We start from the raw sequence: 12,379 nt of genomic DNA on the forward strand, positions 1-12,379 counted from the left end.
CCATTTTAGGTAATAAGTGTTTCAGAACACATAATGGGAGAGGCCGCGCATGCAATCCTTAGCCAAGATTTCCGACGTTCTGTCAAAAGACGAGCTGAACATGCTCCGGCAGAAGTCTGACCTGAAGGCGCTGGCGACCCTGGTGTGGAACTGGGGCCTGATCGTTGCGGCCTTCGCCATCGCCGTCGTGTGGCCAAACCCCCTCACCATTCTCCTCGGCATCCTGATCCTTGGCGGGCGCCAACTTGGCCTCGGCATCATCAATCATGACTGCGCCCACCACGCCTTCTTCAAGAACAAGGCGGTCGATGAATTTGTTGGCCACTGGATCGTCGGCGCGCCGATGAACATCTCGCTGGCCGCCTATCGCGCCTATCACCTGAAACACCACCAGCATGCCGGCACGCCGGACGATCCGGACATCGGCTTCGTCAAGAATTACCCGGTTCCGGCCGAAAGCCTGCGACGCAAATTCGTGCGCGATCTTACCGGCCAGACCGGCTACCGCGACACGCTGCGCAAGCTTCGCAGCTTCAAACTCTCCCGCCACTGGCCCTGGCTCACCTTCCACATCCTGCTGCTGGGCACACTGACACTTGCCGGGGCGCCATGGGCATATCTTATGTGGTGGGCGGCGGAAATTTTCGTTTATCCCGCGATCGTCCGCCTCCGGCAGATCGGTGAACACGGCACCGCGCTGGATCGCACCAGCCGGGACGCGCGCCTGAATACCGGCACGACGACCGCGCCTTTCTGGCAGCGCGTGCTGGTGGCGCCCAATAATGTGAACTTCCATCTGGAGCATCACCTGTTCGCGCATATCCCACCTTATAACCTCCGCAAGATGCACACGCTCCTGGCCTCCCGCGGCTACTATGACGGGGTCGACTGTATCTCGCGGGACTATTTCGACGTGATCCGCCGCGCCGTTCGCAAGGATGCCGCTGCGCCGATGGTGGCCGCAGAATAGCAGGGATTTTCCAGCCGGGCTGTTTGTACGCGGAAAATGCCGTGCACAAACATTCCCGCGAACTCGCCTTGCGACGCGGCGATTGCGAGTGCGGCAGACGGCCGGATGAGGTGGTCGACGGTCAGGCAAAGGCCGGTCCCCATCGCCTTCTCTCCCGACCTCTTGGATCTCGAAACAGTGTTGCCCAAAGGGCATGACGGCGCCCCGCTTGCAAAATGTCCACCACCGGGCAAAAGAGGACATTCCATTCTCAAACAAGGGTTTCCGGTGAGCGACAATTCAAAACCCGACCTCGAAGCCGAAATCGCGGCCGCCGTGCAGGAAGCCGCAGAATTCAAGCTTCAGGGCCGGGCTACGATCAACGACATCGCGCGCATCGCGAAGGTGTCGAAGAAAACGGTCTCTCGTGTCATCAATGACAGCCCGCTGGTCAAACAGCGCACCCGCGAAGTCGTAAAGGCTATCATTGCCGAGCTGGGCTATACGCCAGATCCGCAGGCGCGCGCTCTGGCGCTGCGGCGGTCGTTTCTGGTCGGCCTGGTCTATGACAGTCCCAGCCCGCAATATGTCGTCAACATGCAGCGCGGTATCCTGGACGCGCTTGAGGATACCGATTTCCAGCTTGTGCTGCGCCCGGTCAGCCGCACGGACGCAAACTATCCTGGCCGCCTCCGCCAGTTCATCCAGCACCACAAGCCGTTTGGCCTCATCCTGCCGCCGTCGGTGTCCGAGGATGAAGAGTTGTCTCAGATGTTCCGGGATCATGATGTCGACTATGTGCGCATCGCGTCTGGCATGCTGGACGCGCCCGCGCGGATGATACTGACCCATGACGGCGAAGGCGCGGCCCAGGCGGCGCGCCATTTGTGCGCGCTGGGGCATACGGACATTGCCCATATCCATGGCCCGGAATCGTTCCGCTGCGCGCATGAGCGCCGCAGCGGGTTCCAGCGCGGCCTTGCCGAGGCGGGTGTTACGCTTCATCCCGAGCTTACGGTCGAGGCGGGGTATACGTTCGACTCGGGCCTTCTGGCCATGGAGCGCCTGCTTTACGGAAAGCGCCGCCCCACGGCCGTATTTGCGGGCAATGACGAGATGGCAACGGGCGTTTATGTCGCCGTGCGCAAGGCCGGCCTGCGTATTCCTGAAGATGTGTCCATCGTCGGTTTCGACGACACGCCGATTGCAGGGCGCCTTTGGCCGGCGCTGACAACCGTGCGGCTGCCGATCCGCGAAATGGGACATGCGGCCGCCCGTCTACTGCTCGACCAGGCTGCGGGGATCGAGCGCGAAGAGGTCACCAGCTTCACGCCGGAGATAATCGTGCGCGAGTCAACCGCCGCGCCGCTCAGATGACGCGCCGCTAAGGAGGGGGCCTGCATATCTCTGAAGCGGGTCGCCATAGCTTGGGGCTTTGCGGCGTGGATCGTACGCCGCGTCAGTCCTGGCCCTCGCTTCTGCGGGACTGGGGCGCTAACAAGGGCATATTCCCCAACGTCACTTCTGAATACTGAGCCAAACATATGACGACGACACGTATCGAGCCGACCCTGGCGGCAGCCGGTGAGTATCTGCGCCAGCAGGCCGAACGGATCGAAGATGATCCCATGACCAACTCGGTCTTCGCGCTGGCGCAAACGCTGTTTCGCGACATTGAGCAGGGGGAAACGGGCCTCGATGAAGTCGCCGGCCTGATCGAAGAAGCCCACCTCCTCGCCGTCAGTCAGCGCGCCGAACGCCTGCGCGAACGCCATTCCGGCGCGCGGCCGGAGGCGGTATGGCCCCAGGTGCAGGCGCGTCTCGAAAGCGTGGCGGCTGAAGGGATCGAAGCGTTCCGCGCCGCCGTGGAGCAGGCCCATGGCGGCGTTGTGTTCACCGCCCACCCGACCTTTTCCCTCTCACCGGAGCTGCGCGTCGCCATTGCCGGCGAAGCCGTGCGCCCTGGCGCGGACACCCGCGCAGCGCTGCAAAAGGCAATCCGCGCCGACGCCAGAGACTGGAACCGCTCGATCACCCTGACCCGCGAGCATGAAGAGGCCCAGGCTGCGCTTCTCAACGCGGCCGGCGCTCAACGGCATTTTGCCGGTCTTATCTTCGATGTTGCCCGCGCGCAGTTTCCCGCCGATTGGCACGGGCTGCGGCCCGCCTTGCCCACGATTGCCAGCTGGGTCGGCTATGATCTCGACGGGCGCACAGACATCCAGTGGTATCATTCCATTACCTTCCGCCTGGCCGAAAAGGCTGAACAGCTGCGCCGGTATCACGCCCGTGTCGAGGCGATCCTGAACACCCATCCCGGCGCCGACAGTCTGGCGCAGCTGCTCGAGCGTCTCGAGCTGGCCGTTGGTGAGACTGCGATCCAGGCCGCCATGTTCAGCGGAGACCTTCAGGACCCGGACCACCTTGTCGACGCCGCCAACCGGCTGACGGCAGAGGGCCCCGGCCGCCTGACCAATGCAGGCGACATCCTTGCCGCGCTCGACAGCGCGCTGACCGCCGCCGGTGACAACGCCGCGCTCGCCCGCGAGCTTCTCATCCTGCGCGCGCAAGTGGATAGCCAGCAGCTCGGCACCGGCCGCATCCATCTGCGCGTCAACGCCGCCCAGATCGCCAACGTCATCCGGCGGGAGCTGAACCTCGACGCCGATGAACGCAGCCTCGGCCGCCTCACCCTGACAGAGCTTTCCCGCCGCGCTGCCGTGCCAAAAGCGGTCGACGTGAACTTCGCCGACCTCTTCCTGGAACAGTCTACCGCGCGCCGCCAGTTCATGATGTGCGCGCAGATCCTCAAGCATATCGATGCGGGCTCCCCCATCCGCTTCCTGATTGCCGAGAGCGAAAACCCCGCCACCGTCATGGCCGCGCTCTACCTCGCGCGCCATTACGGCGTGAACGGAAATCTCGACATCTCGCCGCTGTTTGAAACACCTGAAGCGCTGGAAACCGGCGGCCGCTTCATCGAGCGCCTGCTGGATGAGCCGGAGTTTGCCACCTATGTCCGCCGCCGCGGGCATCTCTCGATCCAGCTCGGCTTTTCAGACTCCGGCCGCTTCATCGGCCAGATCGCCGGCAATATGGCGATCGAGCGTATCCATAATCTTATCTTGCGCGCCATGGCGCCCCGCGTGCCCGGCGCGGGCCTCCTGATCTTCAATACCCACGGGGAATCCATGGGCCGCGGCGCCTGGCCGGGCACCTTCGAGCAGCGCTTCGACCATCTGCTTACCCCGTGGACCCGCGCCAACGCTCATGAACTCGGCATACGGATTATCCACGAGTCGAGCTTCCAGGGCGGCGACGGCTATCTCCATTTCGCCACGCCCGAGCTTGCCGAAACCACGCTCGCGCACTGGTGCCTTCATCTCCTCGCTCCGCCACCGGAAAGCGCCGCCACCGATCCGTTCTACACCCGCACAGATCTCGTCTGGGATTTCTACCGTGCCCTGAGGGCCTGGCATGAACGCTTCTTTTCCAATGCCGATTATGGCCGCCTCCTGTCAGACTTCGCGCCCGGCTTTGTCGTCACCGCAGGTTCCCGCCAGACGCGGCGGCCATCAGGCGCCGCCGGCCCCCGCGCTCTACGCGCCATCTCCCACAATGCCGAGCTTCAACAGCTCGCCATCCCCCTCAACACCGCCTCGGGCATCGGCTCCTCCCTGCAACGGGAGACCGACCGCCTGGTTGACCTCGTCAATGCCAGCCCCCGGATGAGCAGCCTCGTCCAGCTTGCCTGGCGCGCCCGCCTGCTCACCAGCCTGCCGGTGCTGCGTGGCTATGCAGCGATCTACAATCCCGATGTCTGGATCGCCCATGCCCGCGCCGCCAGCCCGGAAGAAACCTCCGCCTATCGCGGCGTCTACTACGCCCTGCGCGACGGCGAGACGGCCCTCTCGGTCAACCGCACGGCCAATCTCCTCTCAATTGATCTCGACCGGTTCGACCGTCTTCTCGCGCGTCTGGATGAAGCGCCATCTACCGCCTCCCGCCACGAAGACCGCATCAACCTCCACATCATCCACGGTGTCCGCCAGGCGCTGATGATGCGCGCCTTTGCGCTCGTCGGGAGACTGCCGCGTATTTCCGAACGCCACGACACCAGCCTGCGCGACATCATCCGCCTCGTCACCAGCCTGCGGATCGCCGAATGCGTAGAGCTGCTGTGCCGCATTTTCCCGCCGTCCCAGGACCGGTTGTCCCTGCTGTCGTCGCTGGAAGAGGCGGGCGGGGGCGAGAGCGGCCCCGGTCAGTATGGATACGACCATATCCACAGCCAGATCATCGGCCCGCTCGACCGGATCGACCAGATGCTGCACCAGATCAGCCTCGCCCTGAATCATCCCCATGACGCGGTCGGCTGAAGTCAGACTGGCGTGTCTGCGACAACCAGCATCAAAAGGCATACCTTTCGTCAGGCCAATTGCGCTGCTACCACACCAATAGGCAGGATCTGGTTAGCGGACTCTCAACCATGGGTTTTGCGCCAGCACTGAGCAAATCAATTGCAGGGCGATAACCGGCAGGCTATTTCCCTGAGTCTGTTTTCGGGATCAACAATTGGCTGGGTAGCGGCGCATGAACACGGATCGGCTCGACTGGGATACGCTGCGCGTGTTCCGTGTTGTCGCGGAACTGAGCAGCATGAGCGGCGCAGCGGCGCGCCTGGGCGAATCCCCGCCCACCATCAGCCGCAAGATTGATGACCTTGAAACGACCATCGGCGCCCAGCTGTTCGTCCGCTCCACGCGCGGCGTGGAATTGACCGAAGCGGGCAAGGTTGTGCTGCGCTACGCCCACCAGATGGCGGAAGCGGCCAATACACTACGCGATGAAGCCGGCGCCCAGCGCGCGCCCGTTGAAGGCCGCATCACCATCTCCACCGGCGATGGCATCGGCCCTTACTGGCTCGCCCCGCGCCTGCACGAATTTCAGGATATGAACCCGCGCATCCAGATCCGCATGATCGTCAATGATGATCCCGCCGATGTGACCAATGGCGACGCGGACATCGCAATCCATTTTTCCGAACCCAAGAGCCATGAGCTGCTGACCCACCGGCTGGGCGTTCAACACTATATCGGGTTTGCCTCGAAGGATTATTTCCGGGAGCGCAAGCCGCCGGAAAGCCTGTTTGAATATTATAAATACCGCTGCCTGATGCACTCTTCCTATGTGAACCAGGTAGAGCGCTGGGCGCCTAAAGTGTCCGAGCTGCGCCGGATGATCGATTATGCCTTCGTGTCGAATTCCGGAACGGCGCTGATCCAGTCCTGCGCGGCGGGCGGCGGCGTGGCGATCCTGCCCTCCTTCATTGCGGCCATGGATAATCGTCTCATTCCGCTGGACCTGCCGGAAATTGCGCCGATCCAGTTCTGGGTTGCCTATACCGAGCGTTTCCGCCGGCGGCCGGAGGGGCAGCCCTTCGTCGACTGGATACGCAAACGCTTCGAGCAGGATGACGCGATGTGGTTCCGCGAACAGTTCGTCCATCCCAGAGACGTGTTTTCCAACGTCCACATCTTCCCCGGCGTTGCCGGAACCCGCCGCGAATCCTGATTGCCGCGTTGTGCCCCGGCGCCATTGCGCAGGAGCAAGCAGGCGTCTTATGATCCGCGCCATTGGTAATCTGGCAGCGGTAACGGGCCGAGGGGGATAGTATCGATACGAGTGATCGGCGCGCAGCCACCATCGTTGATGTTGCGCGCGAGGCTGGCGTTTCCTTCAAGACGGTCAGCCGCGTCCTGAACGGAGAGCCCAATGTGCGCTCCGAAACCCGCATTCGCGTGATGGAAGTTGTTGCCCGGCTCGGCTACCGGGCCAACCAGCACGCCCGCAATCTGCGCGCCGGGCAGAGCCGCCTCATCGGTGTTTTCTATTCAAACCCCTCGCGTAACTATCTCGGTGAAATACAGATCGGCGCGCTTCAGCGTGGCAATGCCGAGGGCTTCAGCATCGCGTTCGAGCATCTGGAAGAAGGCGGCCCCCCGCGCGGCGGTGCGGCGCTTGCCGGCGCTGTGCTCATTCCGCCTCTCACCGAAGATCAGGCGCTGATGGCCAGCCTCATGGAGGCAGGCACGCCCTTCGTCCGCCTCTCCCACACGCTCGCCGAGGGCGAGGTGGGCCATGTCACGATGGATGATGAAGCCGCCGCGCAGGAAATGATGCGCCACCTGATCGGCCTGGGCCACCGGCGCATTGCCTTCATCGCCGGCCCCCTCAGCCACCCTCAGTCACATCTGCGCGAAGCGGGTTACCGGGCAAGTCTTGCGGCCGCCGGGCTCTCTGTCGATGAAAGCCTCATCGCGCGCGGCGCGTTTGACTACGAATCCGGCCTCAGCGCCGCGACCGGCCTTCTCGGCCGCAATCCATGCCCCACGGCCATCTTTGCCAGCAATGACGATATGGCTGCTGCCGTGCTGGCGGTGGCGTTCCGGTCGGGTCTGCGCGTGCCCCAGCAGCTCTCTGTTGCCGGCTTTGATGACACGCCGCTCGCCTCGGTCGTCTATCCCGCCCTCACCACCATCTCGCAGCCCAGCCGCGAAATGGCGTCGGTCGCCGTCGGCATGCTGCTGGATAAGCGCACATCAGAAAGCCCGGAGAAGGCAATCCTGCCTTACCGTCTCGTGGTGCGCGAAACCACCGCAGCGCCGGAGGTCTAACCGGCCAGTTCCCTGCGCGCGGCCTTTGGTGTAATCGCCCAGCTCATGAGCAAGCCCATCTCCCAGATCGAGCCCCTTCCGCACATCGCCGCCACCAAACCCTATGTACCGGGCGGAAAGCTGCATGGCGCCAAGGGTGCTGTGGCGATGCTTGCCTCCAATGAAAATCCCTTCGGGCCAAGTCCCAAAGCGGTCGAGGCCGCAAAGGCTGCGGCGGCAAACGTGCACGTATATCCAGACCCAGACTACGGCCCTCTGCGCGCTGCCATCGCTGCCGCCAAGGGCATTGCCGATGCCTCCCGCGTCGTCACCTCGGCAGGCTCTGACGAGATCATCCACCTGCTCACCCAATGCTATGCCGGGCCGGGCGACGAGGTGCTGTTCACCGAGCACGCCTTCTCCATGTACCGCGTCTCGGCCGGTGCCCACGGCGCCACCTCCGTCACCGTGCCCGAGACCGACATGACCGCCGGCGTCAACGCCATCCTCGGCGCGGTCAGCCCGCGCACCAAAATCCTGTTCCTCGCCAACCCGAACAACCCCACCGGCACCATGCTTTCGGTCGATGAGCTGAAAGCCCTTCAGGACGCGTTGCCCCCGCATGTCCTCTTCGTGGTCGATGGCGCCTATTCGGAATATCTCGGCCCCGATTACGAAGCGCAGCTGCGCGACCTGGTCGACCGGCGCGACAACACGGTGATGATGCGCACCTTCTCCAAGATCTATGGCCTGGCCGCCATGCGTCTGGGCTGGGCTTACATGCCCGCAGGCATCGCCGCGATCTACCAGCGCATCCGCGGGCCCTTCAACGTCAGCAGCATCGCTGCCGCTGCCGGCATCGCCTGCGTGGGCGATGAGGCCTTCCTGAAGATGTCGCGCGATCACAACACCCACTGGCGCGCCATCATGACCGATGCGCTGAACGCCATGGGCCTGCCCACGCCGCCCTCGCATGCCAACTTCATCGTCACCGAATTTGGCTCAGACGAGCGGGCGGCGGCCGCCAACCAGCACCTCAAGGACAACGACATCCTCGTGCGCGCCATCGGCGGTTATGGCCTGCCCACCAAGCTGCGTATCTCGGTGGGCAGCGCAGACGACAATCAGCGTTTCCTGGACGCCCTGAAAGCCTTCACCGCGTCACGCTGATATTGTCGATCAGCCGCGTCTTGCCGATCCATGCCGCTGCCAGCAGCCGCGCGGCTGCGCCGTCTTCTAGCGGCGTATCTGCGGGCAGGGCCTGTAGCGTTGCCGGGTCCACCAGCGTCACATAGTCGATCTTCCGGAAGCCGGCGGTGAGGATGTAGCCCTCCGCCTCCTTCAGCGCCTCTGAGGGGAGGGTGCCAAGCGCCATGCGGCTGGCGGCGCGGTGCATGGCCGAATAGATCGCGCCCGCCGCCCTGCGTTCGTCCGGGGAAAGATAAAGATTGCGGGAAGACTGGGCCAGCCCGTCGGCGTCCCGCCGGGTTGCCCCGCCGATGATCTCGATCGGGAATCCCAGATCCCGCACCATCCGGCGGATCACCTGCAGCTGCTGGTAATCCTTCTCGCCGAATACGGCCACGTCCGGCTGCGCATGCAGGAAGAGGCGCGCCACCACCGTCGCCACTCCATAGAAGAAGTGCGGCCGGTAAATCCCGTCCAGCAGGTCCGACAGCGATTCGACCCGCACATTCGTGACCGATCCTTCGGGATACATTTCTGCAACAGTGGGCAGGTAAACCGCGTCACAGTTTACGCTCGCCAGCTTGGCAATGTCTTCGCCCTCGCGGCGCGGATAGGTGTCGAAATCCTCGCCAGGGGCGAACTGCGCCGGGTTAACGAAAATGCTCGCCACGGTGCGCGTGACCTTTTCCTGAGCTTTTTCAATGAGCGAGAGATGCCCTTCATGCAGCGCCCCCATGGTGGGGACGAAACCAACGGTTTCACCGGCCTGTTTCCACGCGCGTACACGGGCTTGCAGCTCGTTTCGGGTACGGATTATTTCGACCGGGTTTTCTTTCGTGGAATTCACTTTTCAGATGCCCTGCTTCTTGATGAAGTTAATGCGTTGTTAACCCATAAGCGGGAATTTTACAGACATGACCCAGCGCATCCTGACCACTCTCCGCTCGCTCGCCCTTTTCGGTGTTTCGCTTGGCTTTCGCAAAGCAAATATCGCCGAACGGCATCCCGAACCCATCATGGGCGCCCTTCGCCCGGATGAAGAGAACGATGCCTGGCTGTTTGACAGGTCTGAGACCAATCTTGCCTCCGGTGCCTACATGCTGGAGCAGGAATATTCCCGCGTTTCCGGTGCTCTTTCCTCGCTTCGCAGTGTGCTGTCCAGCCTCGCGCGCGTTCCGGAAGCTACCGAGGCTGCCTACAGCGCGCCTTACGATGCCCCGCTGGCAACCGATCCGATGCTTTTCGACGAGGATCGCGCCCCCATTCCGGTGCTCACCAACGTGGTTCCTTTCGAGGACGACGACCTCTTTGTCGAACATACCTTCGCTCTGCCGCGGGCCGGTGCCGGCCACCACCATGCGCAGTCTGTCGAAGCCTTGCAGCGCGTCGCCTGACCTGCGCCTGAAACACGTTTGACCGAAGGCGTTTCGCCGGAGGAGTTGTGGAGTTCCATGGATGCCCGCTGACGGCGTCGCTCATCTCAGCCGCGTTCCGGGTGCGGGCCTAGAGGCCCCTGCGCGGGACGCGCGCGTCATTGTCATCGGCAATGAAAAGGGCGGGGCTGGCAAGTCCACGGTCTCCATTCACCTGTCCGTCGCCCTCCTGCGCACCGGCAAGAAGGTCGGCGTCATTGATCTCGACGTCCGCCAGCGCTCGCTCACCCGCTATCTCGAAAACCGCGTCCGCTGGGCCCAGAACACCGGCGCCACCCTCGTCATGCCGGAAATCGTCCGCGTCGAAGCCAGCCAGGAGCGCGACCTTGACCGCGCTGAGGCCGAAGAAAGCGAACGCTTCCAGTCCGGCCTCGCCCGCCTTAAACAGACCTGCGACTTTATCCTCATCGATGCCCCCGGCGGCGACACCTTCCTCTCGCGCACCGCTCACCGCCGCGCCGACACGCTCATCACACCGCTGAACGACAGCTTCGTCGACTTCGACCTTCTGGGCGACGTAAACCCCCAGACCCTCGAAGTCCTGCGCCCCAGCTTCTATTCCGAAATGGTGTGGGACTGTCGCAAGAAGAAAGCCCAGACGAGCCGCCGCCCGATCGACTGGGTGGTGATGCGCAACCGCATGTCGCCTCTGGCGGCCCGTAACAAGGAACGCGTCGGCGGCGCGCTGGAAAACCTCTCCAAGCGCATCGGCTTCCGTCTCGCCCCCGGCCTCTCCGAGCGCGTCATCTACCGCGAGCTTTTCCCCGCCGGCCTCACCCTGCTGGACCTCACCGAAGCGGGCTCCAACGTCGCCTTCACGATGAGCCACAAGGCCGCCCGCCAGGAGCTGCGCGATCTCGTCATCGTCCTCCAGCTCCCCGAGCTTGCCGGCGCCAGCATCGACTTCTGACCGCCCCCGCGTCAGCCTTGCCAGCTTTCCGCAGCTGGCTTACCCAAATCGCTGAAACAGACCTGCCCATGAAGGCAGGCCATATCCTTTTGGGGGAAACCAATGAGCCAGACCGAAATCCACGGCAGCGTGGAGGCGCGCTTTGCGCCCGTCCGCGACGCCTTCGCGCAGAACTTCACCAATGGCGGCGAAAACGGCGCCGCCTTCTGCATGACGCTGGAGGGCAAGCCCATCGTCGACATCTGGGGCGGCTACGCAGACGAAGAACAGACCAGGCCCTGGCAGAAGGGCACGCTCGTCAACGTCTACTCCACCACCAAGACGATGACCGCCCTCACCGCCCTCTTTCTGGCAGACAAGGGCGCGCTGAAGTTTGAAGACCCCGTCGCCAAATACTGGCCCGAATTTGCCGCCGCCGGAAAGGCAGACGTCACCGTCGCCCATCTGATGAGCCACTCAGCCGGCCTCTCGGGCTGGAAGGAGCCGATTGTCCGCGAAGACCTCTACGATTGGGAAAAGGCCACCAGCCTGCTCGCGGCCCAGGAACCCTACTGGAAACCCGGCAGCGCGCCGGGCTACCACGCCATGACGCAGGGCTATCTCGTCGGTGAAGTCATCCGCCGCGTTGCGGGCGAAACAGTCGGCACCGTCTTCCGCAAGGAAATCGCCGGACCGCTGGGTGCAGACTTCCACATTGGCCTTCCGGCTACGGAAGATCACCGCGTCGCCGATCTCACGCCCCCGCCGCCCGGCGCGGGCATGGGCGAGGGCGCGGTTGATCCCCTCATCATGAACCTCATGAACCCGCCCATCAATCCGCTGGATACGCGCACCCGCGCCTGGCGCGCCGCTGAAATCCCGGCCGCAGGCGGCACAGGCAATGCCCGCTCCGTCGCGCTCGTCCACACGATCCTTGCCAATGGCGGCTATGCAAACGGCAAGCAGATCATGTCCGAGGCCGGCTGCCGCAAGGCTTTGGAATTCCAGATCGAGGGCGAAGACAAGATCCTCCGCGTCCCCGTCCGCTATGGCCTCGGCTTCGGCCTGCCCGGCGGCATCGCAAACTTTCCCAACCCCAACACCATCTTCTGGGGCGGCTATGGCGGCTCCCTCGCCGTCATCGACATGGACCAGCGCGCCACCTACGCCTACGTCATGAACAAGATGGCCCCCACCACCACGGGCGACCTGCGCGCCTTCGGCATGCTCATGGCCGCCTGGCAGGTGTTCATGGCGGGGTGAT

General features: G+C 63.7%; 10 protein-coding genes. 9 read left to right on the forward strand and 1 reads right to left on the reverse strand.

Translation table 11 applies throughout. From position 1 onward, the window contains the following. The first annotated feature begins 49 nt into the window (after positions 1-49). The 6 genes from HNE_RS05555 to hisC all read left to right on the forward strand — a co-directional run bounded on the left by HNE_RS05555 (position 50) and on the right by hisC (position 8,775). On the forward strand, positions 50-970 hold the full coding sequence (locus HNE_RS05555; RefSeq protein ID WP_011646141.1) for a fatty acid desaturase family protein: 921 nt from the start codon (positions 50-52) through the stop codon (positions 968-970). Positions 971-1,237: 267 nt separating this feature from the next. After that, positions 1,238-2,326 (forward strand): LacI family DNA-binding transcriptional regulator, encoded by a 1,089-nt coding sequence (locus HNE_RS05560; protein WP_035590579.1) that lies wholly within the window; start codon positions 1,238-1,240, stop codon positions 2,324-2,326. Positions 2,327-2,493: 167 nt separating this feature from the next. After that, complete coding sequence (locus tag HNE_RS05565) at positions 2,494-5,328, forward strand: phosphoenolpyruvate carboxylase (protein WP_011646143.1); 2,835 nt, start codon at positions 2,494-2,496, stop codon at positions 5,326-5,328. 214 nt (positions 5,329-5,542) lie between these two features. Continuing rightward, positions 5,543-6,523, forward strand: a complete 981-nt coding sequence (locus HNE_RS05570) for a LysR family transcriptional regulator (protein WP_011646144.1) — start codon at positions 5,543-5,545, stop codon at positions 6,521-6,523. Positions 6,524-6,654: 131 nt separating this feature from the next. Then, positions 6,655-7,626 carry a LacI family DNA-binding transcriptional regulator gene (locus HNE_RS05575; protein WP_267878709.1) on the forward strand — a complete coding sequence of 324 codons (972 nt, stop codon included), beginning with the start codon at positions 6,655-6,657 and terminating at the stop codon, positions 7,624-7,626. 45 nt (positions 7,627-7,671) lie between these two features. Beyond that, a complete protein-coding gene (gene hisC, locus HNE_RS05580) occupies positions 7,672-8,775 on the forward strand; it encodes a histidinol-phosphate transaminase (RefSeq protein ID WP_011646145.1) in 1,104 nt (367 codons plus the stop codon). Here hisC and panC read toward each other — a convergent pair. Continuing rightward, positions 8,759-9,640, reverse strand: a complete 882-nt coding sequence (gene panC, locus HNE_RS05585; RefSeq protein WP_011646146.1) for a pantoate--beta-alanine ligase — start codon at positions 9,638-9,640, stop codon at positions 8,759-8,761. The two genes, hisC and panC, sit on opposite strands and share 17 nt — an antisense overlap. Positions 9,641-9,707: 67 nt before the next feature. Here panC and HNE_RS05590 point away from each other — a divergent pair, with 67 nt between their 5' ends. The 3 genes from HNE_RS05590 to HNE_RS05600 all read left to right on the forward strand — a co-directional run bounded on the left by HNE_RS05590 (position 9,708) and on the right by HNE_RS05600 (position 12,378). After that, positions 9,708-10,187, forward strand: coding sequence for a hypothetical protein (locus HNE_RS05590; RefSeq protein WP_011646147.1), 480 nt, complete (start codon positions 9,708-9,710; stop codon positions 10,185-10,187). 61 nt (positions 10,188-10,248) lie between these two features. Continuing rightward, on the forward strand, positions 10,249-11,136 hold the full coding sequence (locus tag HNE_RS05595) for a division plane positioning ATPase MipZ (protein WP_011646148.1): 888 nt from the start codon (positions 10,249-10,251) through the stop codon (positions 11,134-11,136). Positions 11,137-11,238: 102 nt separating this feature from the next. After that, positions 11,239-12,378: an EstA family serine hydrolase gene (locus HNE_RS05600; RefSeq protein WP_011646149.1), complete on the forward strand. Its 1,140-nt coding sequence runs from the start codon at positions 11,239-11,241 to the stop codon at positions 12,376-12,378. Position 12,379: the final 1 nt, after the last annotated feature.

The organism is Hyphomonas neptunium ATCC 15444 (genome assembly GCF_000013025.1).
GTDB lineage: Bacteria > Pseudomonadota > Alphaproteobacteria > Caulobacterales > Hyphomonadaceae > Hyphomonas > Hyphomonas neptunia.

Coding starts and splice junctions, on each gene's coding strand:
- HNE_RS05565 (WP_011646143.1), top strand. CDS start 2,494: ATGACGACGACACGTATCGAGCCGACCCTGGCGGCAGCCGGTGAGTAT.
- hisC (WP_011646145.1), top strand. CDS start 7,672: ATGAGCAAGCCCATCTCCCAGATCGAGCCCCTTCCGCACATCGCCGCC.
- HNE_RS05570 (WP_011646144.1), top strand. CDS start 5,543: ATGAACACGGATCGGCTCGACTGGGATACGCTGCGCGTGTTCCGTGTT.
- HNE_RS05595 (WP_011646148.1), top strand. CDS start 10,249: ATGCCCGCTGACGGCGTCGCTCATCTCAGCCGCGTTCCGGGTGCGGGC.
- HNE_RS05555 (WP_011646141.1), top strand. CDS start 50: ATGCAATCCTTAGCCAAGATTTCCGACGTTCTGTCAAAAGACGAGCTG.
- HNE_RS05590 (WP_011646147.1), top strand. CDS start 9,708: ATGACCCAGCGCATCCTGACCACTCTCCGCTCGCTCGCCCTTTTCGGT.
- HNE_RS05600 (WP_011646149.1), top strand. CDS start 11,239: ATGAGCCAGACCGAAATCCACGGCAGCGTGGAGGCGCGCTTTGCGCCC.